We start from the raw sequence: 26,148 nt of genomic DNA, 5'->3' as shown, positions 1-26,148 counted from the left end.
TTTATTTAGAAATTTAACCGCATTTTTATCTTGCTATAAACTAGGGCAATTAAGAAAAATACGGCCTGTAACAAAATAATGCATGCACCAGTGGACGCATCAAAATGATAGCTAAGTAGCACGCCTAGTAGGCTTGCAGTTACAGCACTGATGATCGCGATAACAAGCATCTTATCGAAGCGATTCGTCAGGGTTAGCGCGGTGATGCCAGGCGCAATTAGCATCGCTACAACCAAAATAACCCCAACCACTTGCATCGTACTCACAATGGTAAGCGCGAGTAATGTGAGCAAGCCATAATGCAATAATTTAGGCGAGAGACCCGCAACGCGAGCATGGCTCGGATCAAAGCAATAAAGTAGAAAATCGCGACGTTTTAAGCCAAGTAAAATAAAAATGATCAAGGCGATAATAGCCGTTTGAATCAGCTCTTGTTGGCTTACACCCAATACGTTACCGAATAAGATATGTGTAAGATGTTGTGAGGTTTGGATTTTAGTGAACAGCACCAACCCAATGGCAAACATCCCCGAAAATACAATCCCCATCGCGGTATCTTCTTTGATACGGCTGTTCTCTTTTAAATAACCAACACCTAATGCACAGGCAATACCTGAGACAAACGCACCAATTACTAATGGAATACCGGCTAAAAAAGCTAAGACAATGCCAGGTAGGACAGCATGAGAAATGGCATCCCCCATCAATGACCATCCTTTCAACACCAAATAGCAAGAGAGTAGTGCACAGATCACGGCAACCACTAATGCGGTGAGTAGCGCATTTTGCATAAAGTCAAACTGAAATGGCTCAACGAAAATGGCGAACATCTCAGTCATAATCCACCACCTTACGTCGTTTTTGACTGATTAATCCGTATTTAGGCGAGAATAGAAAAGCCAATAAAAATAACAAGGTTTGCAATGTTACGATGACACCACCTGTTGCACCATCTAAATAATAGCTTAAATAGACACCGACGAAACCAGTGATTGCGCCTAATGCTACGGCAATTTTGATGAGTGTTTTGAACTTATCTGTAAGTAAATAGGCGGTTGCGCCTGGTGTGATTACCATCGCAATCACTAAAATCGCCCCGACAGTTTGCAATGCGGCAACAACACAAGCACTCAAGAGTGTAAAAAAGAGAACTTTGTAAAACAGTGGTGAAAGTCCAACTGTAATTGCTTGCGTTTCATCAAAAAAAATCAGTAACAGATCCTTCCAAAAAATAAGCAATAAGACCAAGCAAATCAACATAATAATGGCTACTTGATAAATATCTTCATCAGCAATACCAAGGATATTACCGAGAATAATATTTTGCACATTTATTGAAGTTGGATTCAAGGAAATAATCAGTAAACCTAAGGCAAAAAAGGTGCTGAAAATAAAGCCGATAACGGCATCTTCTTTGAGTTTAGAAATGGACTTGATCCATAAAATGGAAAGTGCGGCTAAAATTCCGGCAAAAAAAGCACCTAAAGCATAGGGGAGTGAAAAGGCATAAGCTATCGCCACACCCGGTACCACCGAATGAGAGAGTGCGTCGCCAATTAATGACCAGCCTTTCAACATTAAATAGGCAGAAAGAAAGGCACAAATGCCACCAACTGCGGCACTTATCCACATGGCTTTTTGCATATATTCATAGGAGAAAGGTTCCAGTAAATATTCAAGCATGACTTATTCCTTGTCAGACGGAGGCAGACGACAGGATTTAACAGCCGTTGCAGGCGGATCATTTTTGGTTTCGCCATAGAAGACAACTGGGCGTTCATCATCTGTGAGAACGGTCACCGCACGTTTATCTTCATCATTATGCAGATCTTCACCTAATAATTTGATGTGTCGTAATACACCACCAAAGACTTTTTCCAAATTATGCTGATTAAATGTATCTTCCGTTTTACCGGCTGCAATCACAGTACGGTTAATCATCACCACTTGGTCACAGAAGTCTGGTACAGAGCCTAAATTGTGGGTAGAGACTAAAATTAAATGGCCTTCAGCACGTAATTGGCGAAGGAGTTCCACAATCGCATTTTCAGTTTTAACATCCACACCCGTAAAAGGCTCATCGAGTAAGATAATCTTACTTTGCTGTGCTAATGCTCGAGCCAAAAATACGCGTTTTTTCTGTCCACCAGAAAGCTCGCCGATTTGTCGTTCAGCTAAATGCTCGATGTTTACCCGTTGCATCGCTTCGAGCACTTTTTGTTTGTCTTCAGCCTTTGGAATACGTAGAAAATTCATGTAGCCGTAGCGTCCCATCATGACAACATCATAAACGGAGACTGGAAATTGCCAATCGACTTCTTCCGCTTGCGGCACATAGGCAACCAAATTTTGTTTCAAAGCTCGATTAATTGGCAAACCACAAAGCGAAATATTGCCTTGTTGTGGTTTAATTAAGCCCATGATGCTTTTGAATAGCGTTGATTTTCCGCTCCCATTTACGCCGACAAGAGCACAGATGGTTCCCCCTTGTAATGCAAAGGTAACATCATAAATTGCAGTGTGCCCGTTGTTGTAACGCACGGTTACGTCATTAACGGAAATAGAAGCGGACAGTTCAGTCATTATTTTTCAAATCCTTTGACTATGGTGGATACAGTGACATTCAGTAAGTCAATATAAGTTGGTACAGGGCCATCAGCAGCAGAAAGGGAATCGACATAAAGTACGCCGCCGTACTTAGCACCGCTTTCTTTCGCTACCTGTTGAGCAGGTTTGGCTGACACGGTACTTTCACTAAATACCACTGGAATGTGATTTTTTTTCACTAAATCGATAAGTTTACGCACTTGTTGAGGCGTACCTTGTTGTTCAGCGTTAATTGGCCATAAATAGCCTTCTTTGAGATCGTAATCTTTCGCTAAATAACTAAAGGCGCCTTCACTAGTCACTAACCAACGTTGGTCGGCAGGAATCTGTGAGAGTTTTTCACGTAAAGGTTTATCGAGCTGTTTGATTTTTTCTGCATACGCCGCTGCATTTTTTTGATAAGTATCAGCATTTTGCGGATCGTATTTAACTAATGCATTTTTGATATTTTCGACATAAATCAACGCATTAGATGGCGACATCCAAGCGTGTGGGTTAGGGGCATCTTTATAAGGGCCTTCATAAATAGAAAGTGGCGTGACGCCTTCGGTTACCACAACGGCTGGTTTATCTTTGATATTTTGGAAGAAACGCTCAAACCAACGCTCTAAATTTAATCCGTTCCATAAAATTAAATCAGCAGATTGAGCTTTTACAATATCTTTAGGGGTCGGTTCATACTCGTGAATTTCTGCACCAGGTTTGGTGATAGATTCCACCGTCGCGGCATCGCCCGCAACATTTTGTGCGATATCCTGAATAACCGTAAATGTGGTCACCACTTTAAATTTCGCTTCGGCTTGTAAAGCTGCTAAACCTAGAGCGATAACAGATAGGCTTTTAAATAAATGCTTCATGAGATCTCCTTAAAAATAATGATGAATTAGCATTCTGCATAATAATATCATTTTTTACAAGCTTTTTAAATGAAAATAATTATCAAATCGATAGGTGATTAAAATTAAAAAGCGGAAAATTTTGTGCAAAATTGACCGCTCTTTTTGAAATGATTAACCACCAACTTGTTGAATTAGGCGATCCATACCCGCTTCATCATAGCCTTCTTCATATTGGGCTTCATCAACAGTAAAGTTGTGCATGCTACGCCCTGCGATACAACCGTATTGTTCCAATTTTCCTTTAGTAAAGTTAGTACGAAACGCAGATGAATGGTTATTTAAACTGATCACCCCAATGGTCGCGCGATTACATGGATTTTTATTCACAAAGACTAAATTATAGCCAGATTCGCGAATGTAACCGGTTTTATTAATTGCCGCATCAAACACTTCTTCACGCACTAATTTATTGGTGTTTTTAACAAAAACGCTGCGTCCGCCAGCTTGAATGAAGGCACTTGGCATATTAGAAAGATTTTTGATTTGTGCTTTATTGAGCGAGTATTTGGCTAGCTTAACTAAATCCATTGCACTTGAAATGTTGCTATCAGATAAACCTGAACTGTCTGAAAAGCGAGTAGAGCGCATGCCTAATTCTCGTGCTTTCTCATTCATTTTTTGGATAAATTGCAAACGACTCATGCCCGCAGAGCGAGAAAGTGCATGGGCAGCATAGTTATCAGAATGAACAAGCATTGCTTTTAATAATTCATTACAAGAAATTGGCGTGTATTTTGGTAATTTTGTATGTGTGCCTTTAATGTAATCATAATCATCGTCAGTAATCGATGCAGTACAATTTGCGTTTCGATTATTTTCAAGAAACACATTCGCTGTCATTAACTTGGTGACGGATGCGATAGGTTGCACATGATTAGGTGAGCTACTTTCGAGCACTCTATCATGGGTGAAATCATATACGATATAAGATTGTGCCGTTGCGACTGCGGGTACTAAACACAATACAGAAAGAACTTTTTTTAACATATCTTCAATATAGCTAACTCAGAGAATAAAACGAAGTGCACATTCTATCAGTTTTTGTAGGGGGGTGGGATGTATGAAAGAGAAAAAATTCGAAGTTTTTTTAACCGCACTTTTCCCTTTCATTTTTTTGATTTTTGCGATGCGGATCGCAAATAAGTGCGGTCAAAATTTTCGTTGTTTTTTAAATCTGCTAGCTTATCTGTCGGTAAATCTGTAAAATCTCGGCTCATTTTTAATATGCGAATTTTTTGTTGCTCAATTATGAGTAACATCATCGCCGTAATGTGTAATAACGAGGCTTTATGTTAGAACAACCCCTTTCATCCGAAACGAATACAAAAAAGATTAACTTAATGGATTTAACGCGTCAGCAGATGCGTGAGTTTTTTGCTGAATTAGGCGAGAAACCATTTCGTGCGGATCAATTAGTGAAATGGATTTATCATTTTGGCGAAGATAACTTCGACAATATGACCAATATTAATAAAAAATTACGAGAAAAATTAAAAGCGGTCTCGGAAATTAAAGCGCCAGAAGTGGCGGTTGAGCAACGCTCTGCGGATGGTACCATTAAATGGGCGATGCAGGTAGGTGAACAGCAAGTTGAAACGGTCTATATTCCTGAAGCAGATCGCGCAACACTTTGTGTCTCTTCTCAAGTAGGCTGTGCCTTAGCTTGTACTTTCTGTTCGACAGCACAGCAAGGCTTTAACCGTAATTTAACGGTGTCAGAAATTATCGGTCAGGTTTGGCGTGCATCAAAAATTATTGGTAATTTTGGTGTGACGGGTGTTCGTCCGATTACCAATGTGGTGATGATGGGCATGGGCGAGCCATTACTGAATGTGGCAAATGTTGTCCCTGCAATGGAAATTATGCTGGATGATTTCGCGTATGGGTTATCTAAACGACGCGTGACGTTATCCACTTCTGGTGTTGTGCCTGCACTCGATATGTTGCGCGATAAGATTGATGTGGCATTAGCGATTTCACTTCACGCACCTAATGATGAATTGCGTGATGAAATTATGCCAATCAATAAAAAATACAACATCAAAATGCTGATGGATTCGGTGCATAGATATTTAGAAGTATCGAATGCGAATCATGGTAAAGTGACAATTGAATATGTGTTATTAGATCACGTGAATGATGGCACAGAGCATGCGCATCAATTAGCCAAAGTATTAAAAAATACCCCGTGTAAAATCAACTTGATCCCATGGAATCCATTCCCTGAAGCGCCTTATGGTAAAAGCTCAAATAGCCGTGTCGATCGTTTCCAAAAAACCTTAATGGAATACGGTTTTACGGTAATTGTGCGCAAAACTCGTGGTGATGATATTGATGCCGCTTGTGGTCAGTTGGCGGGTGATGTCATCGACCGAACTAAACGTACAGCAATGAAGCGTAAGTTTGGTGAAGGTATTGACGTGAAAGCTGTTAACTAAGCTAAATATAGCAATACTTGTAAAGGGAAAACTGCCCGGATAAGAGTGATAAGAGAGAGGAGTGATAAGATGAAATTAATCCCAATTAACATTCTAAGTGCGGTCATTTTTCCTTTTGTTTTTTCTGCTTGTGTCTCTCAGTCTTCCGTTGATTTTAATAAACAACAAGCCGCAAAAGCTCGCGTTGAATTGGCATTAGGCTATCTTCAACAAAATGATTTTGTTCAAGCCAAACTGAATTTAGATAAAGCCCTTGAACATGATGAACGCTATTACCTTGTGCATTCTGCATTTGCACATTTTTATCAATTACAAGGCGATACAGAAAAAGCGCAGCAAGCTTATTTGCAAGCGATTAAATTAGACGATAAGCAAGGCGATGTGTATAACAACTTTGGTGCATTTCTCTGTGGGCAAGGTGAGTTTGAACAAGCTTATTCACAATTTAATGCTGCACTTGCTGCACCAAATTATTATCATCAAGCCGATACTTACGAAAACATAGCACTTTGTGCTTTTGCTGGAAAACAAACCGATGTTTATCAACAGGCATTGGATAAATTGCGTCAAGTTGATCCTTCTAGAGCGGAAAAACTCTGCTCACTCAAATAATCATTGCCAAAAGCCCCTTTCGACTTTAGAATTTAGCATTTAGTTTTTTATTGCTATTTTTTTATTTTATACCTATGAATACAACTGTTGAACAATCCGAAACAACTGAAATCTCCTTTGGGGATAAACTTCGCCAAACTCGAGAAGCATTGAATCTTTCTCTAGAAGATGCTGCAAAGGCGATTTCTTTGCGCCCAAGTATTTTGGAAAAATTAGAAAATAATGAATTTGTCCAAAAAAATGTGCCATCAACTTTTATGAAAGGGTATGTACGTAGTTATACAAAATTTTTACGTATTCCTGAGAGCGAATGGGCGCATTTGACCTTTGGTGAAGCATACAAAAATGATTTAGGTAAAAATGCACGTGCGACGCGTTCAGTTAACCAATACTCTTCTCATAGTCGCTGGGTCGGTACACTCACAACCATTATTTTACTTGCGGCTGTTGGGATGACAGGGTTATGGTGGTGGCAGAATTATCAAAAATCCAACGAAGAACGTGATAATTTAGTACAAACCTATGTTGAAAAAGAAAAGATAGCAGAGGTGCCAGTTACTCATTCAAATGAAATTCCAGTCGCGATAAATAGTCAGCCTGCGACGTCAAATAATGGAACAGCGCCTGTAGCGGAAGCAAAAAATAATGCTGTTGAACCTGTTGTTTTAAATACTCAAGAAAATCAAGCTCAATCAGTAAAAGCAGAAGTTTCAACTGTAGTAACTTCAGCACCTACCGTTGAACAAGCTAAAACACCGGTTGTGGAACAAACGTTACCTAGCACAGAACCAACAATAGAGCCAACCGTGCCCGATGCGCAAAGTGCGGTTGAAAACCCAGCTATTTCTGAAACACCAACAACAGCGAAAGGCGATCTCGTTATTGAGATTACCAAAAATTCAAGCTGGATTAGTGTGAAAGATCAGAACCGTAAAGTATTAGCGCAAAAAGAATATAAACAAGGCGAAGTCTTAACCTTTAATGGTAGCGACTATGCATTGATTATCGGTGCGCCGGGTAACGTTCGTATTACTTATAAAGGCGAAGCGTATCCACTTACCGTTGATGGCCGTGTGGCTAAATTTAAATTACCAAAACCTTAACGAAAATTTACGAAAGAATGTCAGCAGTAAAACCTACTATCAAGCGTCGTGAATCGACAAAAATTTATGTGGGCAATGTACCAATCGGTGGCGATGCACCGATTGCTGTACAATCCATGACAAATACTCGCACAACGGATGTTGAAGCGACCGTTGCACAGATTAAATCCTTGGAACGTGTTGGTGCAGATATCGTGCGTGTTTCTGTACCCACCATGGATGCAGCCGAAGCGTTTAAAATCATTAAACAGCAAGTGGATGTGCCATTAGTAGCAGATATTCATTTTGACTATCGTATTGCGTTAAAAGTGGCTGAATATGGGGTGGATTGCTTGCGTATTAATCCAGGCAATATTGGTCGTGAAGATCGTATTCGAGCTGTGGTGGATTGCGCACGTGATAAAAATATCCCGATCCGTATAGGTGTTAATGCAGGCTCATTAGAAAAAGATATCCAAGAGAAATTTGGCGAGCCAACACCAGAAGCGTTATTGGAATCAGCATTACGCCATGTTGAAATTTTAGATCGTTTAAACTTCGATCAATTCAAAGTGAGCGTAAAAGCATCTGATGTCTTCCTTGCGGTGGAAGCTTACCGTTTGCTGGCAAAAGCGATTAAACAACCATTGCATTTAGGTATTACGGAAGCGGGCGGCGCACGTGCAGGTGCGGTGAAATCTGCAATTGGTTTAGGTATGCTGTTGGCGGAAGGTATTGGTGATACCTTACGTGTCTCTTTAGCCGCCGATCCTGTGGAAGAAATCAAAGTTGGTTTTGATATTTTGAAATCATTACGTATTCGTTCTCGGGGGATTAACTTTATTGCTTGCCCAACTTGTTCTCGTCAAGAGTTTGATGTGATCGGCACGGTGAATGCACTGGAACAACGTTTAGAGGATATTATCACCCCAATGGATGTGTCTATTATTGGTTGTGTGGTAAATGGTCCAGGTGAAGCATTAGTGTCTGATCTTGGTGTGACCGGTGGTAATAAGAAAAGCGGTTATTATTTAGACGGCGAGCGTCAAAAAGAACGTTTTGATAATGATGCGATTATTGACCAATTAGAAGCTAAAATTCGTGCGAAAGTTGCACAACAAGATCCCAAAAATCGAATTATTTAAGGAAAACTCGTGACAAAAAATATTCAAGCAATTCGTGGGATGAACGACTGTTCTCCAACTGAATCTCCACTTTGGCAATGGATTGAAGGACAGGTTCGTCAAATTTTAAGCAGCTACGGCTATTCAGAAGTGCGTATGCCAATCGTGGAAAGCACACCATTATTTGCTCGTGCAATCGGTGAAGTGACCGATGTTGTCTCAAAAGAAATGTACACATTCTGGGATAATGATGAGCAATTAACACTTCGTCCTGAAGGTACAGCTGGATGTGTGCGTGCTGCGATTGAGCACGGTTGGATTTATAATAATGAGCAACGTTTATGGTATATGGGACCAATGTTCCGCCACGAGCGTCCACAAAAAGGTCGTTACCGTCAATTCCATCAAGCAGGTGTAGAAGTCTTTGGTATCGCAACCCCTGAAATTGATGCTGAGTTAATTATTTTAACGGCGCGTTTGTGGAAAGCGTTAGGGATTGATCAACATGTTTCTCTTCAATTAAATTCGATTGGTTCATTAGAAGCACGTGCAAACTATCGTTCTGCATTAGTAGCTTTCTTAGAAAATTACCAAGATTTAATGAGTGAAGAAGAGAAAGAACGTCTTGTAAAAAATCCATTACGTATTTTGGATACTAAAAATCAAGCATTACAAGATGTATTGGACGGCGCGCCAAAATTATTGGATTATTTAGATGATGAAAGTCGCGAGCATTTTGCACAGTTATGTGGTTTATTAGATGCGGTTGGCATTCAATATGAAATTAATCCAAAATTGGTTCGTGGCTTAGACTATTATAATAAAACCGTATTTGAATGGGTGACATCTGCATTAGGTGCACAAGGCACCGTATGTGGTGGTGGACGTTATGACGGCTTAGTCGAACAACTTGGTGGTCACGCAACCAGTGGTATCGGTTTCGCAATGGGCTTAGAGCGTTTAGTGCTACTTGTTCAAGAAGTGAATAAATCGATTCCGGTAAAAAGTGCGGTAGATATTTACGTTGTTTATCAAGGTGAAGGCACAACATTAGCCGCATTCCAACTCGCTGAAAAACTTCGCTCAGAATTACCGCACTTAAGCACTATGTTGCATTGCAGCGGCGGTAACTTTAAAAAACAATTTAAACGCGCAGATAAGTCTGGTGCGACTCTCGCTCTTGTACTTGGCGAAAGTGAAGTGCAAAATAATCAAGTTGTGGTAAAACACTTACTTGGCGCAGCAGAGCAGCAAACCATTGATGTGGCTAATTTAATTGAACACGTGAAAGCCCAATTTTAATTTTAGAAGGATAGGAAAATGGCATATACCATTGAAGAAGAACAAGAACTGAATCAGTTAAAAGAGTGGTGGAAAGACAATGGCAAAGCCATTATTGCCGCTTTTATTCTTGGCGTAGGCGGGATGTTGGGGTGGCGTTATTGGCAGTCTTATCAAGCTAATCAAATTATGCAAGCGTCTGCTGAATATGATGCGTTAGTTTATACCACAAATAAAGATGCCGCAGCACAACAAGCTAAAGTGGCTGAATTTGTGAAAGCGCATGATAAAACCAGCTATGCGGTATTTAGTTTATTAGATGAAGCAAAAGGTTTCGTTGCAAAACAAGATTACGCATCTGCTGAAAACAGCTTGAAACAAGCGATTGCTCAATCACAAGATGATATCTTAACATCTCTTGCGGCACTTCGTTTGTCAGCTGTGCAATTCCAACAAGGTCAATTTGATGCCGCATTAGCAAGTCTAAATCAAGTGAAAAGCCAAGGCTTTAGTGCGCGTAAAGATCTTTTAGCGGGTGATATTCAAGTCGCAAAAGGTGATGTGAATGGTGCTAAATCAAGCTTTGAGAATGCACAAAAAAGCGGTAACCCGTTAGAGAAACAAATGGCGCAGATGAAATTAAATAATCTGTAATATTTTAATTAGCCCGAATTTTTCGGGCTTTTTTGTTGGATTTTTGATCTGATGATTCAGAAACCTCTTGTGCCGCCTCCCGTCATTTTTATTGGTTGTGCACTTGTCATGGCATATTTACCCAATCCTTATCCGTTCAAAATCAATGCATTAGCAGTTTATTCGATTGTATTGGTTTCTTCTGCCATCGCTTTTTTCAGCCTTTGGCAATTCTATAAAAGTAAAGCGAATATCAACCCAATTCACTTAGAAAAAAGTGATGTGTTTGTGGCAAATGGTATTTATCGTTTTAGCCGTAACCCAATGTATTTAAGTTTAGCTAGCTTGCTAGTTGCATGGGCGGTTTATTTGCAAAGTGCGGTCAGTTTTCTAGGTGTTTTTCTGTTTATTTATTTCATCACTCAATGGCAAATTAAACCTGAAGAATACTGGTTAGAGAAGAAGTTTGGTAAGTCTTATTTAGCTTATAAGAAAAAAGTCAGACGTTGGATTTAACCAATAAAAAAATCGCCTAAAAAAAGGCGATTTTTTACATTTTAAAAAGCGATTATTTAGCTGAACATCCGCAGTTTGCTAATTTTTTAGCTAAACGCTCTGCCACGAAATCCCAGTTCACTACGTTCCAGAACTCTTTGATGTAGTCTGGACGACGGTTTTGGAATTTCAAGTAGTAAGCGTGTTCCCAAACGTCTAAACCTAAAAGTGGGAAACCTTCACAACCTGCTATTTCTTTGCCCATTAATGGAGAATCTTGGTTTGCGGTAGAAACAACAGATAATTTACCTTGGTTAATTACTAACCATGCCCAACCAGAACCGAAACGAGTCGCTGCAGCTTTTTCAAATTCAGCTTTGAAGTTTTCTACAGAACCGAAATCACGTTCGATAGCGGCTTTTAAATCACCTTGTAAAGTAGTGCCTTTTTTCAATGATTTCCAGAATAAGCTGTGGTTTGCGTGACCGCCTGCGTTGTTACGTAATGCCGTACGTTTTTCAGCAGGGATTTTATCTAATTGGCTGATTAATTGACCTGCACACATTTCAGAAAATTCAGCAGGTAAAGTTTCTAACACGGCATTTGCATTATTTACATAGGCTTGGTGGTGTTTAGAGTGGTGAATTTCCATTGTTTGTGCATCAAAATGTGGTTCTAACGCATCATAAGCGTAGCCTAATTCAGGTAGAGTATAAGACATAATATGTTCCTTTTTTAAATGAAGTTAAGGTAATGTTTTTTGATAAAACAACATCAAAAAATAACTAAATAGTAGCAGAAAATTTGATTTAGATCATCAAATCTTTTAATTATTTGATTATCCGATGAAAAAGCTAGGAAAATTTAGTTTGTTTTAAATCAATAAACATGCCGATCTACTTCTAAATGGTTATATTCTGAGGGGTTTAAAATCTCGTCAAAATTTCCCCTTGTGGTAGAATACCCGCTGATTTTTCAGAAGATTTTATTTTTAAGGCTGAGACTATGTTTCCTGCTCATCAACTTCAATTAGAACAATTAGCGTGCCAACGTGGCGATCGCGTGTTGTTCACTGATCTTTCACTGCAATTTCAAAGTGGTGATTTCGTGCAAATTGAAGGGCACAATGGTATCGGTAAAACAAGTTTATTGCGGATTTTAGCAGGCCTTGCACAACCAGTAGAAGGTAAAGTGCGGTGGAATTCAGACGAGATCACAAAACAACGCGAAGAATACCATCATCAGCTGCTTTATCTCGGTCATCATTCTGGCGTGAAACCTGAATTAACCGCATGGGAAAATTTAAAATTTTATCAGCAGATTAGTCAAAGCCAACAAGGCACCGATATTTTATGGGATGTCTTGGAAACAGTAGGTTTACTTGGACGTGAAGATTTGCCGGCAGCTCAACTTTCAGCTGGTCAGCAAAAGCGCATTGCCTTGGCGAGATTATGGATCTCAGAAGCACCACTTTGGATTTTGGATGAACCTTTTACAGCAATAGACAAAAAAGGGGTTGAAGTTTTGACCGCACTTTTTGAAAATCATGCTAAAAAAGGTGGAATGGTGATTTTAACGAGCCATCAAGAAGTACCAAGTAGCCTATTAAAGAAAATCAATCTTGCTGATTATAAATATAACCCTTAGATTTTTATGATATTTTTACAGATTATAAAGCGAGAGCTGAAGATTGCGACACGTAAGCAAGCGGAAATTTTAAACCCACTTTGGTTTTTTTTAATCGTCATCACGTTATTTCCATTAGTCATTGGGCCGGATCCTAAGTTACTTTCTCGCATCGCACCAGGAATCGCTTGGGTGGCGGCATTGCTTTCTGCGTTGCTGTCTTTTGAGCGCTTATTCCGAGATGACTTTATTGATGGCTCTTTAGAACAATTGATGCTCACGGTTCAACCTTTAGCTTTAACGGCACTTGCAAAAGTCGTTGCGCACTGGTTGTTAACAGGTTTGCCGTTGATTCTACTTTCTCCGATTGCTGCTTTATTACTCTCATTAGAAGTGAATATTTGGTGGGCATTGGTGCTTACACTCTTAGTAGGCACACCGATTTTAAGCTGCATTGGTGCAATTGGCGTGGCATTGACGGTGGGCTTGCGTAAAGGTGGCGTATTGCTGAGTTTGCTTGTGGTACCATTATTCATTCCGGTTTTAATTTTTGCCTCAGCAATTTTAGACGCCGCTGCGTTAAATCTCCCTTATGGTGGGCAGCTTGCTATTTTAGGTGCAATTTTGGCTGGTGCGATAACGTTGTCGCCTTTTGCTATTGCCGCTGCACTACGAATTAGTTTAGATAATTAATCATCATTACGGTGAAAGTGCGGTCAGATTTTTAACTGTTTTTTATTTTTTGAATTAAGGATCTTTTATGTGGAAGTGGTTACATCCTTACGCAAAACATGAAACCCAATATCATTTATGTGGCAAATTAAGTCCATTTTTTGGTGTGATTGCGGTTTTATTATTGGCTGTTGGAATCGTTTGGGGTTTAGCTTATGCGCCGGCAGATTATCAGCAAGGCAATAGTTTCCGAATTATGTATGTCCATGTGCCGGCAGCGATTTGGTCAATGGGTGTGTATGGTTCTATGGCTGTGGCTGCCATTATTGCCTTAGTTTGGCAAATTAAAGCCGCTCATCTTTCAATGATAGCCATGGCACCGATTGGTGCAATGTTTACCTTTATTGCCTTGGTAACAGGTGCAATTTGGGGCAAACCAATGTGGGGAACTTGGTGGGTATGGGATGCGCGTTTAACTGCAGAACTCATTCTTTTCTTCTTATATATCGGTGTATTAGCGCTTTATTCTGCATTTTCTGATCGTGCTGTGGGTGCAAAATCAGCGGGTATCTTGTGTATTGTTGGTGTGGTGAATTTACCAATTATTCACTTTTCCGTAGAGTGGTGGAATACCTTACATCAAGGGGCAAGTATCACGAAGTTTGAAAAACCGTCGATTGCAACACCGATGTTAATTCCACTGATTTTATGTATTTTTGGATTTTTATTTTTATCCATTTGGTTTACGCTTGTGCGTTACCGCGTTGAATTGCTAAAAGAAGACAGCAAACGCCCATGGGTAAAAGAGTTAGCAAGTAAGCTGAAATAGTTTTTTATTTTTATTTTAGGGAGCGGAAAATGTTTTTCCAAAGTTGGAGTGATTTTATCAATATGGGAGGCTACGGTTTTTATGTGTGGCTTTCCTATGGCATTAGCCTTGTGGCAATGATTATTTTGGCGATACAAAGCGTCAAGGGGCGTAAAGCCGTATTAAAAGAAGTGTTACGCGAGCAACAACGTGAGGCACGTTTAAACCAAGCAAATAAAGGAAATACCCTATGAATCCAAGACGTAAATCAAGACTTTCGATCATCATCTTTGTGATTTTAGGTATTTCGATTGCGACAGGTTTGGTGCTTTATGCGCTTCGCCAAAATATTGATTTATTTTATACCCCTTCGGAAGTCGTAGAAGGGAAAGATGGAAATCCTGACCAAAAACCTGAAGTTGGGCAACGTATTCGTGTTGGTGGTATGGTGGTCGAAGGCTCCGTTAGTCGAGACCCGAAAAGTCTCAAAGTTCGCTTTGATGTAAATGATATTGGTCCATCAATTACAGTAGAGTACGAAGGTATTCTGCCGGATCTTTTCCGTGAGGGACAAGGTATTGTTGCGCAAGGTGTGTTAAAAGAGCCAACCTTATTGGAAGCAACAGAAGTGCTTGCTAAGCATGATGAAAATTATGTGCCACCAGAGTTGGGTGAGAAAATGCAGAAAGTGCATAAACCAATGGGGGCAGAATTAAAAGGCGAGAGTGAAGCCGATCGTCGTTATAAAGAAACCCAGCAAAAATCGCAAGAAGGTCGCTAATGATTGCTGAATTAGGAAATTATGCGCTTGCTTTAAGTCTTGCCGTCTCATTCTTTTTAGCGATTTTCCCATTATGGGGCGCAGAAAAAGATCACCCTCAATTAATGTCATTGGCTCGTCCAATGACTTATGGTTTATTTTTCAGTTTAACCATTGCTTTTGCAGCATTGTTCTACCTTTTTGCCGTCAATGATTTTAGTGTGCAATATGTGGTGAATAACTCTAACAGTAGCTTACCGATTTATTATCGTTTATCTGCCGTTTGGGGTTCACATGAGGGCTCATTATTACTTTGGATTTGGTTATTAACCCTTTGGGGGGCTGCAGTAGCCTTATTTAGCAAACACTTGCCACAAGAAGCTGTGGCTCGTGTATTAGGTATTATGGGGATTATTAGCATCGGCTTTTTACTCTTCGTATTATTTACCTCGAATCCATTTACCCGTACATTCCCTGACTTCCCAGTAGATGGCAGAGAACTCAATCCAATGTTGCAAGATGTGGGCTTAATTTTCCATCCACCATTACTTTATATGGGATATGTTGGTTTTTCTGTGGCTTTTGCCTTTGCGATCGCCTCATTAATGACGGGAAAATTAGACTCAGCTTGGGCTAGATGGTCACGCCCTTGGACGATGGCAGCTTGGGTGTTTTTAACACTCGGGATCGTGCTTGGTTCTTGGTGGGCATATTATGAGCTCGGCTGGGGCGGCTGGTGGTTCTGGGACCCAGTAGAAAACTCTTCTTTAATGCCTTGGCTTGCGGGAACCGCATTAATCCACTCTTTAGCGGTGACTGAAAAACGTGGCTCTTTTAAAGCTTGGACTGTACTTTTAGCTATCCTTGCTTTCTCACTTTGCTTACTGGGTACATTCTTAGTTCGTTCCGGTATCTTGGTGTCAGTACACGCCTTTGCTTCAGATCCAACACGTGGTTTATATATTCTTGCTTATTTGGTTGTGGTAATTGGGGGTTCTTTAACCTTGTATGCTTACAAAGGAAACCAAATTCGCTCACGTGATAATGCAGAACGTTATTCTCGTGAAACCTTATTATTATTAAATAACATCCTATTAATGACCGCACTTTGTGTGGTGTTCTTAGGAACGTTATTACCGTTAGTTCACAAACAATTAGGTTTGGGATCTATTTCGATCGGTGCACCATTCTTTGATCAAATGTTCTTGATTATTATGACTCCGTTTGCCTTATTATTGGGTATTGGACCGTTAGTAAAATGGCGTCGCGATCAGTTCTCTGAAATTCGTACACCGGTTGTTGTGAGTGTCATTGTGATGGCGATTGCAGGTTTTGCTTTACCGTATTTCCTACAAAATAAACTCACCGTCAGTGCTGTGCTTGGTACCATGATGTCCGTCATTATTGTGTTACTGAGTCTCTACGAAATGAAACAACGTGCAACACACCGCGAATCTTTCTTTAAAGGTATTACCAAACTTTCTCGTTCCCATTGGGGGATGATTTTGGCTCACCTTGGTGTGGCGATGACCGTTTGGGGAATTGCCTTTAGCCAAAACTTCAGTGTAGAACGTGATGTGCGAATGGCTGTGGGTGATACGGTACAGATTGCTAACTATGACTTCAAATTTGCAGGCGTGAGTGATGCAAATGGTCCTAACTATATGGGCGGTAAAGCACAAATCGACATTTCAAAAGCGGGTAAACTGGAAGCAACATTATTTGCCGAAAAACGTTTTTATACCGTCAGTAAAATGCCAATGACGGAAGCAGCAATTAATTGGGGCTTTACTCGCGATCTTTATGTCGCCTTGGGTGAAAAGATAGATGATAACTCATGGGCGCTGCGCCTTTACTATAAACCATTTATCCGTTGGATTTGGATTGGCGGATTGTTTATGGCATTAGGTGGCTTGCTCTGTATGTTTGACCGTCGTTACCGTTTTAGTCGTTTGGTAAAACAGTCTTAATCGTGATGAGGGGCTAAATTAAGCCCCTAAAAATAGATGTAAATTGATCGTGTTATGAATAAAAAACTACTTATCCCACTTATTATTTTTCTTGCCGTGGCGGCAGCTTTTTTAGTTCAATTAGGACGTAACGCACAAGGTGATGATCCAAAAGCGTTAGAATCTGCGCTTGTGGGAAAACCTGTGCCACAGAAAACATTAACGGATTTATTGGAAAATAAAACCTACGGTAATGAAATTTTCCAACAAGGCAAACCGATTCTATTAAATGTGTGGGCAACTTGGTGTCCAACTTGTTATGCAGAGCATCAATACTTGAATCAATTGGCTAAACAAGGTGTAACAATCATTGGTATCGACTATAAAGATGAATCACCAAAAGCTGTAAAATGGCTAAAAGATTTAGGCAATCCTTATAGTCTTGTGCTTAAAGATGAAAAAGGTTCTTTTGCATTAGATTTGGGTGTTTATGGCGCACCGGAAACATTTATCGTGGATGGTAAAGGTGTGATTCATTATCGCTTAGCGGGTGATGTAAATGAACGCGTTTGGAATGAGACCTTAAAACCGATTTATGACAAACTCGCGGAGAAACCATAATGAAAAAATCATGGCTTTTTTTAACCGCACTTTTGGTGAGTATCTCGGCGGCTGCTTCTATTGATGCATTGAATTTTGCTTCACCAGAGCAAGAAAAGGACTATCATCAATTAACACAAGAATTGCGTTGTCCTCAATGTCAAAATAACAATATTGCCGATTCGAATGCAACCATTGCAGTAGATATGCGTGGTAAAGTGTTTGAGCTGTTACAAGAAGGTAAAAATCGAAATGAAGTGGTGGATTATATGATCCAACGCTATGGCAATTTCGTGACTTATGATCCACCAATGACGACGTCAACAATCGTATTATGGATTGCCCCAATTTTGTTAGTGTTGATTGGCATTTTATTTGTATTTAAACGTAAATCCAAAAGCCCAAGTGCGGTCAATTCTGACGTAATTTTAGATGATGAAGAGAATGCACGTTTATCGGCTTTACTCAAAGAAAAGGATAAATAATGAATTTTGCATTAAGTATTATTGCGCTTACTTTAGTCGTGGCATTGATTTGTTTTTATCCGTTGTTGCGTTCAGTTAAAGCGAAAGAAGACAAAAAGCGTGATGAATTAAATAAAGCATTGTATTTTTCTCGCTTAAAAGAGATTGAGCAAGATAATCAGCAAGGTTTAGTAGAGAACGTTGAACAACTTAAACAAGAGCTACAAAAAACATTATTGGAAGATATTCCTCAACAAGAGACCCAAACCATCGATAAAAATGCCAAAAATTACGGTAAGTTGTGGTTTGTTTCTGGTTTATTAGGTTTGACCATTATTGCCGGTGGGGCTTATTTCCCTTTGGGATCTTGGAAAGCCGAAGATATGATGGAAAAAACATTGGCAAAATTACCTTATTTCTTTGAACGAATCAAAGAAGAAGACACAAACCCAATGACGGATGCAGAAATGCAACAATTTTCGACCGCACTTCGTTTGGATTTACAAAAAACACCAAAGGATGCTAAAAAATGGTGGTTGCTTGGTCAGGTAGGAATGAATTTAGGTAATGGAAAATTAGCCTTTGATAGTTACCAACAAGCGAATAAACTTGAGCCGGATAATTTAGATTATAAGCTTTCTTATGCGCGTATGTTAATGTCTTCTGAAGATCAAACGGATAAACTGAAAGGTAATCAGCTTTTACGTGAGATTATTCGTCAAGATCATTCTAATCCTGAAGCATTAAGTTTACTTGCTTTCAGTTATTTTGAAGGTGAGGATTATAAAATGGCAGCTGTCACTTGGGCAATGATGCTACGTTTATTGGAACCAGATGATCCTCGCGTGCCAATGCTTGAAAAGAGTATTCGTGCTGCACGTGATGCCCTTGCTTTACAGGAAGAAGAAAAAGCAAAAAGTGTCACACCGGAGAAATAATGAAACCTCAATTATTAGGTTTTCACCATATTGCAATTATTGCTTCGAACTATGCACGTTCGAAGCATTTTTATATGGAGATTTTAGGGGCGAAACAGTTAAACGAAACTTATCGTGCAGAACGAGATAGTTATAAATTAGATTTAAGTTTTCCTGATGGGAGCCAAATCGAGTTGTTTTCATTTCCGAATCCGCCTCAAAGAGTCACAAACCCTGAAGCCCGTGGTTTACGACATTTGGCATTTAAAGTCGATAATATTGATGAGTATGTTGCTTATATTCTAAAGAAAGGCATCTCTTGTGAGCCAATTCGGGTTGATGAATCAACTGGAATGAAGTACACTTTCTTCCGAGACCCGGATTATTTACCGATTGAATTATACGAGAACAATTATTAGCTTAGGGAATCACATTAGTATTATGAGTCATATTAAGAAAAAAAATTGGTATTCATTTATTTTGTTTGTTTGCATCATCAGTTGCTTTATCAGAAAGCAACAGTGTTGTATATGCAACAAAGATGAAAACATCTGAAAATCATGTTTCAGTGAATGTTTCCGAGAGTAATGTTACTGAAACTGTGAAATATATTGGTGGAAGAGGTAAGAGAAGTTTAGATCCTAAATCAGAAAGAGATATGGAAGAACTTGCTAATAGTATTGAATTTGAAGTATATAAATTTAATGAAATAGCTGCTTCAAAAACAACTTTCGTTTCACCAGCTGGAATTTGTAGTGGGTTTAAAAGTGATGACGGTGTAGACGTAACCAATTCTAGTAGTTATTATATGAAGCCGAATGATGCTAGTGAATATTATGGTAGTATTTTAGGCGCAACGATTTATAAAAAAGGTGAAACCAAAAATTCACAATATGTACCTGTTTATGCAGTAAAGAATGCAAAGGTAGCAAAATATATTGAGAAACATGAAGATTCTAATGTAAGAAGAAAAGCCAATGAGCGGATAAAAGAGGGTAGAGATACACTCAATAAAGTGGTTTGTAATAAGAGGTAAAATATGAAGAAATTAATTTCTATCGCAGTGTTAACTATTTTAACGGCTTGTACCGCACCTCAGGAGGCTTCAACAATAGGGAATGGCGTCGCTGCGTATGATATGAATACGGTGCAAGATTATAATGCTCGAGTAATAAGTGGCAATACGGTAAGTGCTCGAGAAAAAGCGGAAGTTGCACAAAGAGACAGTATTCCAAATGAAATGAATGCTAGCGATTATCGCCCAAAAATGACTGGGTATTCCCGCTATCCTCGATATCCTGTGGCCATTATGCCTGCATTTGGTTATTGCCATTATTGTTGGTAATTAAATTGATAACAAATAACCGTACTAGAAAAAAGTGCGGTTATTTTTTATCTTTCTATAAGTTTAAAATGGATTTCACAAATGGAATGGTCAGATTTCGTTTAGCTTGTAGTGAAGCTTTATCGAGTTTCACTAATGCCTCTTTTAATGTTGCCATATCACGATCTAAACGAGTAAATATAAAATTGGCAGTATCATCTGAAAGTGTAATGCCTCTTTGATGAGCATTCTGTTTCAATAAAGCAAACTTTTGTTCATCACTGAGTGGAATCAATTGATAAATTTCTCCCCATTTTAAGCGAGAAGAAAGATCTGGTAATTTAACAGGGAGAGCCGTTGGAGATTGATCTGCACTGACAACTAATAAGGTTTTGCCATTAGCCTTAATACAATTAAAGAGATCAAATAAGGCAATTTCCCATTCTGAATTTCCAATAATTGTTTGCAAATCATCTAAACAAACTAATTCTTGCTGTTCTAAATTCTCAAAAACTGCCGTGGAAAAATATTGTGATTTGCTCAATGGAACATAAATGGCGCCCCGTTGTTGCTGGATATATTCATTACAGAGTGCGCGTAGAAGATGAGTTTTTCCGACGCTTTGGTTTCCCCAAAGGTAGAAGAATTGTTGTTGTAAATCAGCCATGTTTTGGCGTAAAGAATTGAGCAATAATGCATTATTATCGCTATAAAAATTCTCAAGCGTTTCATCATCAATTTGATGAATAGGTAAAGAAAGTTGCTGATTCACGGATTAATGAGTTGATTTAAAATAAAAAAGAAAGGGCTAAATGTTCATTTAACCCTTTTGTTTGGGAAGTTTTATTCTACTTCATTTTTTGCTTTTGGCAAAATCAAGTTCAGTACAATGGCAACGATGGCACAAAGGCTAATCCCTTTTAGGGAAACAACATCGCCGACGTTGACAAACATATTACCAATCCCGAACGTCATAACTACAGAAATAATGCAAAGGTTACGAGGTTCGGTTACATCTACTTTGCCTTTAATTAAGGTACTCATCCCAACAACGGCAATCGAACCGAATACCAACATCATAATGCCCCCCATTACGATAGTTGGAATAGTCGAGAGGAATGCACCTACTTTACCACAGAAGGAAATTGCAATTGCCCATACCGCTGCCCAAGTCATAATATTAGGGTTGAAGTTACGAGTGAGCATGACTGCACCGGTTACTTCGGCATAAGTGGTATTTGGTGGACCACCTACTAATGAAGCTGCAGCCGTTGCGACACCATCGCCTAATAAGGTGCGATGTAAGCCTGGTTTTTTAAGGAAATCTTTACCTGTTACAGAACTGATTGCCATAATACCACCAACGTGTTCAACGGCTGGTGCGATAGCAATGGGTAGCATATAAAGAATGGCTTCTAAATTAAATTCTGGTTTGGTTAATTGAGGTAATTCAAACCATTTTGCGTCTAGAACAGGTTGGAAATTAATTAACCCTAGGAATAAACAAACCACATAGCCAGCAACAATACCAAACATAATTGGAATCAGTTTCATCATGCCTTTGGCAAATACCGCAACAGAAAGGGTGGTGACCAAGGTAATCATCGAAACCAATACCGAATGCTCATAGCTATATGCACTGTTTTTACCTAATGCCATATCAACAGCAACTGGTGCAAGTCCCATACCAATAATGATAATTACGGGCCCCACAACAACAGGCGGGAAGATTCGTTCGAGTGCAGCACTGCCGCGTAATTTCACTAAGGTTGACAGTGCGAAATAGACGAAACCTGCGCAAGCAAGTCCACCCATTGTGGTTGGAATACCCCAAGTTTGTACGCCATATTGAATAGGCGCAATAAAGGCAAAAGAGGAGGCTAAGAAAATAGGAACCTGTTTACCGGTACAAAGTTGGAAAAGTAGCGTACCAATACCCGCGGTTAGAAGGGCTGTATTAGAATTTAATCCGGTGATTAAGGGAACTAATACTAAGGCGCCAAAGGCCACAAATAACATCTGTAAACCGACAAACGCTTGTTTGCCCATGCTTTGCACCTCAACAGGTGCGGTTGTCGTTTGATTACTCATTTAGTTTCAACTCTCGGTTTGAATTAACTGAAAGTGCGGTCGGTTTTTATGCTTTTTTAGCTTTTGTGTTTTCACGCACGGAAAAAAGACGGCTATAAATGCCGTCTTATTAAAAGGGAATTATTTCGTCCCAAAAATCTTATCGCCAGCATCCCCCAAGCCTGGAATGATGTAGCCTTGTTCATTTAAGTGATCATCAATAGATGCACAATAAAGCTCGATATCCGGATGTGCTTTTTCTAATGCTTTAATACCTTCTGGCGCTGCCACTAACACTAATACTTTGATATGTTGGCAACCTTTTGCTTTTAACAGATCAATTGTAGAGATCATTGAACCACCTGTTGCGAGCATTGGATCCACAACGATAGCTAAACGTTCTTCTAAGTCACTGGCTAGTTTTTGGAAATAAGGGACGGGTTCAAGGGTTTCTTCATTACGATAAATCCCTACTACACTGATACGAGCGCTTGGAACATGCTCTAACACCCCATCCATCATACCAAGCCCCGCACGTAAAATTGGCACAACAGTGACTTTTTTACCTTTGATACGTTCAATTTCAACTGGGCCATTCCAACCTTCAATAATCACTTTTTCTGTTTCAAGGTCGGCAGTGGCTTCATAGGTGAGTAAGCTACCTACTTCAGTGGCGAGTTCACGGAATTTTTTGGTATCAATATCAGCTTCGCGCATCACGCCTAATTTATGTTTAACAAGCGGATGTTTAACTTCAACAAGTTTCATTCTTTTCTCCCTTTTAAAAAACAAATCGGAGAATTCTATATCAGAAATATTGAATTTCCTAGTATTTTTATTATGACAGTTCGGTATAAAAACAAGGATAAAATTGACCGCACTTTGCTATTAAATACATCCACCACAGCTCCCACAGCGCCAATCTTCCTTATTCACTGCTTGATAAAATGCTCTCATGGTTTCTTCTTCTAAGGGAATATTATGCTCAATAAAGACATCGGAAAGCCAATCGATATTTTCCACAATCCAATCATCTTCCATTAAGCCTTCTCGATAAAGTTCATCTTCGGGATCCATGAAATTATAAATATTATTTGTTCCCATATCTTTATCTCGACGTTCAATTGGCAGTACCACAGGTAAACCGAGATAACTAATATCCCAATGACCTAGACATAGCGTATTGCCCTTTGATGACCAATTCGCGTTGAATGGATTGTCACTCATGTTGAAATGTTATAAGAAAAGTTGAAAAGTAGAGAAAGTATAGATCTAAAGACGAATTTAATCATACTTAAAAGAAGGTAAATGATTTGATGAAGATCAAAGTGCGGTTAGAAATTTAACTAATTTTTCACAAATAAAAAAGCGGCTAATTGCTTAGCCGCTTTTGCATAATAATAAATTAAATTATGCTGCTTTTTTCGGTTTAAAGAAAATCATCGTAAAGATTTGCCAGAAGAAAGCGAGAGCACCGAAGATGAAGACAACGTCGCCACCGAAACGAACCCAACGTAGGGTATCGAATAGAGGTTGTTGCATAAATTCTTCACTACGTGCATACCATAAGCCTTCAGAGATACTAGCATACCCTTGAATAATACCGATTGGTAGTAAGCTTGATACGATCATTAATACTAAACCGCCATTTAATAGCCAGAAGCCCCATTTCATTAACTTATCGTTAAATGGTGTATCTGGACGTAAATAACGAGCGATTAAGAATACGAAACCTAACGCTAAGAAACCATACACACCGAATAATGCAGCGTGAGCATGAACAGCAGTCGTGTTCAAGCCTTGGATATAGTAAAGTGAAATTGGTGGATTGATTAAGAAACCAAATACGCCAGCACCTAACATATTCCAGAACGCTACGGCTACGAAGCAGTAAAGAGGCCATTTTAAGCGTTCCATCCAAGGTGTTTTTTGTTGCATCGCCCAGTGTTCCCAAGCTTCATGACCTAGTAACACTAAAGGTACCACTTCAAGTGCAGAGAATGATGCACCTACAGCAATAATTGGAGTGGTTGCACCTGCGAAGTATAAGTGGTGGAAAGTACCAGGGATACCACCGATTAAGAATAACGCCGCTTCAGTAATGGTTGCCACAGTTGCAGTACGACGTGAAACTAAACCTAAACTTACGAAGATGAATGACAGTGCCGCTACAGAGAATACTTCAAAGAAGCCTTCTACCCATAGGTGAACTACCCACCAACGCCAGTATTCCATCACAGAAATGTGAGTGTGCTCACCATAGAATAATGCTGGGCCATAGAATAAACCGATCGCAATTACTGAGGCGAAGAATAATGCCAATAAGTTTTTATCACCAGGTTGTTTGAATGCATTCACTGTACCGCGAAGCATTAAAACTAACCAGAATAAGATGCCTGCGAATTTCACTGCTTGCCAGAAACGACCTAAGTCAATGAATTCATAGCCTTGGTGGCCGAACATGAAGCTCCATTCTTCAGGGAGAATATGCGCAATTGCTAAGTAGCTACCAGTGAATGAACCAACGACTAATACCACTAATGCCCAGTAGAGAACATCCACACCCAATTTTTGGAATTTCGGATCTTTACCGCCATTAATGATTGGTGCAAGGAATAAACCACCAGCTAAGAATGCCATTGCAATCCAGAATAAGGCAGCTTGAATATGCCATGTACGCACTAATGAATATGGGAAGTATTGAGAAATATCAATACCATAGAATTCCTGACCTTCAACCGTATAGTGTGCTACAACCGCACCTAATGTGACTTGCAATACGAAAAGAGCAAGCACAGTAAAGAGGTATTTACCTAACGCACGTTGAGAAGGAGTAAGTTGTAATTTTGTGAGTGGATCGAACTCAGGCATTGGTGGTTCTTTTTCATCTTCACGTTTTTTGAATGACCAAATCCATACCACAAAACCAATACCAGCAATGAGGAATACCACACTAGCGATAGACCAAATCACGTTTTCTGGAGTTGGCACGTTATTAATTAATGGCTCATGTGGCCAGTTGTTGGTGTAACTTGCGTGAGTATTTGGACGTTCAGCTGATGCAGTCCATGCTGTCCAGAAGAAGAATTTAGCTAAGTCTTTACGAGCTTGTAAATCAGGAAGGGTGTTATCCTTCATCGCAAAGTGTTCACGAGTCACTTTAGTTGCAGGATCATCACCGTATAAAGAGATATAGTATTGTGCTGTTTTTTCCATTGCCGCTAAACGGGTATTAGAAAGCACAACAGTGCCGTTTTCAACTTTACTACCTCGATATTCTTTGGTTAAACGTGCTTTTAATAACGTTTGTTGTTCATCATTTAAATCAGCAAAGTTTTTACCGAACTCTTGATTAGCAGTAATGTCCAACCAATTAGTTAATTCACGGTGAAGCCAATCTGCAGTCCAGTCAGGCGCTTGGTACGCACCATGACCCCAAACAGAGCCCACTTGCATACCGCCAGTGGTTTGCCAAGCTGTTTGACCATGTAAAATATCATCGTGAGTAATCACTTTTTCGCCAGATTCAGAAACATATTGTTGCGGAATAGGTGGTGCTTCACGATAAACTTCGAACCCATAGTAACCGAGGATGGAGAAGGCTCCAATCAATACGGCGACTAATAGGTACCAGAACTTTTTATACTGTCCCATTTTATCACTCCTAGATTATTAGAAAATACGATGCCCTGATGGTTAGTTATTCCGAAAATAACCATCAAGGTTAGATTTTACGCTAAGTAAAATACTTGAGCAATTATATCGACTATCAATTGATGAAAATATT

Annotated in this window: 30 protein-coding genes; 19 read left to right on the top strand and 11 right to left on the bottom strand. The window is 39.5% G+C overall.

Features of this window, described 5'->3' with window-relative positions; genetic code table 11:
* Window positions 1-5 precede the first annotated feature (5 nt).
* The 5 genes from DPV95_RS06125 to DPV95_RS06105 form a co-directional block, all read right to left on the bottom strand.
* Entirely contained in the window at window positions 6-839 is an 834-nt protein-coding gene (locus tag DPV95_RS06125; RefSeq protein ID WP_243583161.1) for a metal ABC transporter permease, read from the bottom strand.
* Window positions 832-1,683, bottom strand: coding sequence for a metal ABC transporter permease (locus tag DPV95_RS06120; protein WP_049369424.1), 852 nt, complete (start codon window positions 1,681-1,683; stop codon window positions 832-834). The genes DPV95_RS06125 and DPV95_RS06120 overlap by 8 nt, the downstream gene beginning before the upstream one ends.
* 3 nt (window positions 1,684-1,686) lie before the next feature.
* Window positions 1,687-2,583: a manganese/iron ABC transporter ATP-binding protein gene (locus DPV95_RS06115; RefSeq protein ID WP_049385015.1), complete on the bottom strand. Its 897-nt coding sequence runs from the start codon at window positions 2,581-2,583 to the stop codon at window positions 1,687-1,689.
* The gene (locus tag DPV95_RS06110; RefSeq protein WP_049364985.1) at window positions 2,583-3,464 is read right to left on the bottom strand and encodes a metal ABC transporter substrate-binding protein; all 882 of its coding nucleotides are present in this window, start codon (window positions 3,462-3,464) and stop codon (window positions 2,583-2,585) included. Before DPV95_RS06110 ends, DPV95_RS06115 begins: the two co-directional genes overlap by 1 nt.
* A 153-nt stretch (window positions 3,465-3,617) precedes the next feature.
* Window positions 3,618-4,493: a D-alanyl-D-alanine carboxypeptidase family protein gene (locus DPV95_RS06105; protein WP_049367069.1), complete on the bottom strand. Its 876-nt coding sequence runs from the start codon at window positions 4,491-4,493 to the stop codon at window positions 3,618-3,620.
* Window positions 4,494-4,795: 302 nt separating this feature from the next.
* On the opposite strand from DPV95_RS06105, the gene rlmN reads away from it, so the two are divergent.
* The 7 genes from rlmN (at window position 4,796) to DPV95_RS06070 (ending at window position 11,192) form a co-directional block, all read left to right on the top strand.
* Window positions 4,796-5,944, top strand: a complete 1,149-nt coding sequence (rlmN, locus tag DPV95_RS06100; RefSeq protein ID WP_111406809.1) for a dual-specificity RNA methyltransferase RlmN — start codon at window positions 4,796-4,798, stop codon at window positions 5,942-5,944.
* Window positions 5,945-6,013: 69 nt separating this feature from the next.
* Entirely contained in the window at window positions 6,014-6,556 is a 543-nt protein-coding gene (gene pilW, locus DPV95_RS06095; protein ID WP_111406808.1) for a type IV pilus biogenesis/stability protein PilW, read from the top strand.
* 74 nt (window positions 6,557-6,630) lie between these two features.
* On the top strand, window positions 6,631-7,659 hold the full coding sequence (locus DPV95_RS06090) for a RodZ domain-containing protein (RefSeq protein WP_111406807.1): 1,029 nt from the start codon (window positions 6,631-6,633) through the stop codon (window positions 7,657-7,659).
* Window positions 7,660-7,676: 17 nt separating this feature from the next.
* Window positions 7,677-8,783 (top strand): flavodoxin-dependent (E)-4-hydroxy-3-methylbut-2-enyl-diphosphate synthase, encoded by a 1,107-nt coding sequence (ispG, locus tag DPV95_RS06085; RefSeq protein WP_111406806.1) that lies wholly within the window; start codon window positions 7,677-7,679, stop codon window positions 8,781-8,783.
* Between the two features lie 9 nt (window positions 8,784-8,792).
* A complete protein-coding gene (gene hisS, locus DPV95_RS06080; RefSeq protein WP_111406805.1) occupies window positions 8,793-10,064 on the top strand; it encodes a histidine--tRNA ligase in 1,272 nt (423 codons plus the stop codon).
* A gap of 18 nt (window positions 10,065-10,082) precedes the next feature.
* The gene (locus tag DPV95_RS06075) at window positions 10,083-10,697 is read left to right on the top strand and encodes a YfgM family protein (protein ID WP_049367064.1); all 615 of its coding nucleotides are present in this window, start codon (window positions 10,083-10,085) and stop codon (window positions 10,695-10,697) included.
* A gap of 51 nt (window positions 10,698-10,748) precedes the next feature.
* Window positions 10,749-11,192 (top strand): methyltransferase family protein, encoded by a 444-nt coding sequence (locus DPV95_RS06070; RefSeq protein WP_049371903.1) that lies wholly within the window; start codon window positions 10,749-10,751, stop codon window positions 11,190-11,192.
* A gap of 52 nt (window positions 11,193-11,244) precedes the next feature.
* Here the strand turns inward: DPV95_RS06070 and sodA are convergent, their stop codons facing one another.
* Window positions 11,245-11,892, bottom strand: a complete 648-nt coding sequence (gene sodA, locus DPV95_RS06065) for a superoxide dismutase [Mn] (protein WP_049364993.1) — start codon at window positions 11,890-11,892, stop codon at window positions 11,245-11,247.
* Between the two features lie 284 nt (window positions 11,893-12,176).
* Between sodA and ccmA the strand changes: the two genes are divergently transcribed.
* The 12 genes from ccmA to DPV95_RS06005 all read left to right on the top strand — a co-directional run bounded on the left by ccmA (window position 12,177) and on the right by DPV95_RS06005 (window position 20,312).
* A complete protein-coding gene (gene ccmA, locus DPV95_RS06060; RefSeq protein ID WP_065242994.1) occupies window positions 12,177-12,818 on the top strand; it encodes a cytochrome c biogenesis heme-transporting ATPase CcmA in 642 nt (213 codons plus the stop codon).
* Between the two features lie 6 nt (window positions 12,819-12,824).
* Complete coding sequence (gene ccmB, locus DPV95_RS06055; RefSeq protein ID WP_111406804.1) at window positions 12,825-13,490, top strand: heme exporter protein CcmB; 666 nt, start codon at window positions 12,825-12,827, stop codon at window positions 13,488-13,490.
* Between the two features lie 67 nt (window positions 13,491-13,557).
* Entirely contained in the window at window positions 13,558-14,298 is a 741-nt protein-coding gene (locus DPV95_RS06050) for a heme ABC transporter permease (RefSeq protein ID WP_005695597.1), read from the top strand.
* A 29-nt stretch (window positions 14,299-14,327) separates the two neighbouring features.
* A complete protein-coding gene (gene ccmD / locus DPV95_RS06045) occupies window positions 14,328-14,531 on the top strand; it encodes a heme exporter protein CcmD (protein WP_005699972.1) in 204 nt (67 codons plus the stop codon).
* The gene (ccmE, locus tag DPV95_RS06040; protein WP_005695599.1) at window positions 14,528-15,058 is read left to right on the top strand and encodes a cytochrome c maturation protein CcmE; all 531 of its coding nucleotides are present in this window, start codon (window positions 14,528-14,530) and stop codon (window positions 15,056-15,058) included. The genes ccmD and ccmE overlap by 4 nt, the downstream gene beginning before the upstream one ends.
* The gene (locus DPV95_RS06035) at window positions 15,058-17,007 is read left to right on the top strand and encodes a heme lyase CcmF/NrfE family subunit (RefSeq protein ID WP_005699952.1); all 1,950 of its coding nucleotides are present in this window, start codon (window positions 15,058-15,060) and stop codon (window positions 17,005-17,007) included. The genes ccmE and DPV95_RS06035 overlap by 1 nt, the downstream gene beginning before the upstream one ends.
* Window positions 17,008-17,061: 54 nt before the next feature.
* Window positions 17,062-17,607, top strand: a complete 546-nt coding sequence (locus DPV95_RS06030) for a DsbE family thiol:disulfide interchange protein (RefSeq protein ID WP_005695602.1) — start codon at window positions 17,062-17,064, stop codon at window positions 17,605-17,607.
* Complete coding sequence (locus DPV95_RS06025) at window positions 17,607-18,071, top strand: cytochrome c-type biogenesis protein (RefSeq protein ID WP_005695603.1); 465 nt, start codon at window positions 17,607-17,609, stop codon at window positions 18,069-18,071. Before DPV95_RS06030 ends, DPV95_RS06025 begins: the two co-directional genes overlap by 1 nt.
* Window positions 18,071-18,988: a c-type cytochrome biogenesis protein CcmI gene (ccmI, locus tag DPV95_RS06020; RefSeq protein ID WP_111406803.1), complete on the top strand. Its 918-nt coding sequence runs from the start codon at window positions 18,071-18,073 to the stop codon at window positions 18,986-18,988. The genes DPV95_RS06025 and ccmI overlap by 1 nt, the downstream gene beginning before the upstream one ends.
* Window positions 18,988-19,386: an SMU1112c/YaeR family gloxylase I-like metalloprotein gene (gene gloA2, locus DPV95_RS06015; RefSeq protein ID WP_005699960.1), complete on the top strand. Its 399-nt coding sequence runs from the start codon at window positions 18,988-18,990 to the stop codon at window positions 19,384-19,386. The genes ccmI and gloA2 overlap by 1 nt, the downstream gene beginning before the upstream one ends.
* Before the next feature lie 122 nt (window positions 19,387-19,508).
* A complete protein-coding gene (locus DPV95_RS06010) occupies window positions 19,509-20,003 on the top strand; it encodes a DUF8095 domain-containing protein (protein WP_243583159.1) in 495 nt (164 codons plus the stop codon).
* Window positions 20,004-20,006: 3 nt separating this feature from the next.
* Window positions 20,007-20,312 carry a hypothetical protein gene (locus DPV95_RS06005; RefSeq protein WP_005699964.1) on the top strand — a complete coding sequence of 102 codons (306 nt, stop codon included), beginning with the start codon at window positions 20,007-20,009 and terminating at the stop codon, window positions 20,310-20,312.
* Between the two features lie 55 nt (window positions 20,313-20,367).
* Here DPV95_RS06005 and hda read toward each other — a convergent pair whose 3' ends face one another.
* The 5 genes from hda to DPV95_RS05980 form a co-directional block, all read right to left on the bottom strand.
* Entirely contained in the window at window positions 20,368-21,063 is a 696-nt protein-coding gene (gene hda, locus DPV95_RS06000; RefSeq protein WP_005699948.1) for a DnaA regulatory inactivator Hda, read from the bottom strand.
* Between the two features lie 71 nt (window positions 21,064-21,134).
* Complete coding sequence (locus DPV95_RS05995) at window positions 21,135-22,382, bottom strand: nucleobase:cation symporter-2 family protein (RefSeq protein WP_005695609.1); 1,248 nt, start codon at window positions 22,380-22,382, stop codon at window positions 21,135-21,137.
* Window positions 22,383-22,502: 120 nt separating this feature from the next.
* On the bottom strand, window positions 22,503-23,129 hold the full coding sequence (gene upp / locus DPV95_RS05990; protein ID WP_005695610.1) for a uracil phosphoribosyltransferase: 627 nt from the start codon (window positions 23,127-23,129) through the stop codon (window positions 22,503-22,505).
* A 120-nt stretch (window positions 23,130-23,249) separates the two neighbouring features.
* A complete protein-coding gene (locus DPV95_RS05985) occupies window positions 23,250-23,588 on the bottom strand; it encodes a PM0253 family protein (protein ID WP_005699958.1) in 339 nt (112 codons plus the stop codon).
* 183 nt (window positions 23,589-23,771) lie between these two features.
* Window positions 23,772-26,015 carry a nitric-oxide reductase large subunit gene (locus DPV95_RS05980; protein ID WP_049380001.1) on the bottom strand — a complete coding sequence of 748 codons (2,244 nt, stop codon included), beginning with the start codon at window positions 26,013-26,015 and terminating at the stop codon, window positions 23,772-23,774.
* Window positions 26,016-26,148 lie beyond the last annotated feature (133 nt).

This window comes from Haemophilus parainfluenzae (assembly GCF_003252755.1).
In the GTDB taxonomy this organism is placed as follows: Bacteria; Pseudomonadota; Gammaproteobacteria; order Enterobacterales; family Pasteurellaceae; genus Haemophilus_D; species Haemophilus_D parainfluenzae_N.
The sequence above is the reverse complement of the archived record's forward strand: the minus strand, read 5'-3'. Positions and strand labels throughout refer to the sequence as shown.

Coding starts and splice junctions, on each gene's coding strand:
- DPV95_RS06125 (WP_243583161.1), bottom strand. CDS start 839: ATGACTGAGATGTTCGCCATTTTCGTTGAGCCATTTCAGTTTGACTTT.
- DPV95_RS06120 (WP_049369424.1), bottom strand. CDS start 1,683: ATGCTTGAATATTTACTGGAACCTTTCTCCTATGAATATATGCAAAAA.
- DPV95_RS06115 (WP_049385015.1), bottom strand. CDS start 2,583: ATGACTGAACTGTCCGCTTCTATTTCCGTTAATGACGTAACCGTGCGT.
- DPV95_RS06110 (WP_049364985.1), bottom strand. CDS start 3,464: ATGAAGCATTTATTTAAAAGCCTATCTGTTATCGCTCTAGGTTTAGCA.
- DPV95_RS06105 (WP_049367069.1), bottom strand. CDS start 4,493: ATGTTAAAAAAAGTTCTTTCTGTATTGTGTTTAGTACCCGCAGTCGCA.
- rlmN (WP_111406809.1), top strand. CDS start 4,796: ATGTTAGAACAACCCCTTTCATCCGAAACGAATACAAAAAAGATTAAC.
- pilW (WP_111406808.1), top strand. CDS start 6,014: ATGAAATTAATCCCAATTAACATTCTAAGTGCGGTCATTTTTCCTTTT.
- DPV95_RS06090 (WP_111406807.1), top strand. CDS start 6,631: ATGAATACAACTGTTGAACAATCCGAAACAACTGAAATCTCCTTTGGG.
- ispG (WP_111406806.1), top strand. CDS start 7,677: ATGTCAGCAGTAAAACCTACTATCAAGCGTCGTGAATCGACAAAAATT.
- DPV95_RS06075 (WP_049367064.1), top strand. CDS start 10,083: ATGGCATATACCATTGAAGAAGAACAAGAACTGAATCAGTTAAAAGAG.
- DPV95_RS06070 (WP_049371903.1), top strand. CDS start 10,749: ATGATTCAGAAACCTCTTGTGCCGCCTCCCGTCATTTTTATTGGTTGT.
- sodA (WP_049364993.1), bottom strand. CDS start 11,892: ATGTCTTATACTCTACCTGAATTAGGCTACGCTTATGATGCGTTAGAA.
- ccmA (WP_065242994.1), top strand. CDS start 12,177: ATGTTTCCTGCTCATCAACTTCAATTAGAACAATTAGCGTGCCAACGT.
- ccmB (WP_111406804.1), top strand. CDS start 12,825: ATGATATTTTTACAGATTATAAAGCGAGAGCTGAAGATTGCGACACGT.
- DPV95_RS06050 (WP_005695597.1), top strand. CDS start 13,558: ATGTGGAAGTGGTTACATCCTTACGCAAAACATGAAACCCAATATCAT.
- ccmD (WP_005699972.1), top strand. CDS start 14,328: ATGTTTTTCCAAAGTTGGAGTGATTTTATCAATATGGGAGGCTACGGT.
- ccmE (WP_005695599.1), top strand. CDS start 14,528: ATGAATCCAAGACGTAAATCAAGACTTTCGATCATCATCTTTGTGATT.
- DPV95_RS06035 (WP_005699952.1), top strand. CDS start 15,058: ATGATTGCTGAATTAGGAAATTATGCGCTTGCTTTAAGTCTTGCCGTC.
- DPV95_RS06030 (WP_005695602.1), top strand. CDS start 17,062: ATGAATAAAAAACTACTTATCCCACTTATTATTTTTCTTGCCGTGGCG.
- DPV95_RS06025 (WP_005695603.1), top strand. CDS start 17,607: ATGAAAAAATCATGGCTTTTTTTAACCGCACTTTTGGTGAGTATCTCG.
- ccmI (WP_111406803.1), top strand. CDS start 18,071: ATGAATTTTGCATTAAGTATTATTGCGCTTACTTTAGTCGTGGCATTG.
- gloA2 (WP_005699960.1), top strand. CDS start 18,988: ATGAAACCTCAATTATTAGGTTTTCACCATATTGCAATTATTGCTTCG.
- DPV95_RS06010 (WP_243583159.1), top strand. CDS start 19,509: ATGAAAACATCTGAAAATCATGTTTCAGTGAATGTTTCCGAGAGTAAT.
- DPV95_RS06005 (WP_005699964.1), top strand. CDS start 20,007: ATGAAGAAATTAATTTCTATCGCAGTGTTAACTATTTTAACGGCTTGT.
- DPV95_RS05995 (WP_005695609.1), bottom strand. CDS start 22,382: ATGAGTAATCAAACGACAACCGCACCTGTTGAGGTGCAAAGCATGGGC.
- upp (WP_005695610.1), bottom strand. CDS start 23,129: ATGAAACTTGTTGAAGTTAAACATCCGCTTGTTAAACATAAATTAGGC.
- DPV95_RS05985 (WP_005699958.1), bottom strand. CDS start 23,588: ATGAGTGACAATCCATTCAACGCGAATTGGTCATCAAAGGGCAATACG.
- DPV95_RS05980 (WP_049380001.1), bottom strand. CDS start 26,015: ATGGGACAGTATAAAAAGTTCTGGTACCTATTAGTCGCCGTATTGATT.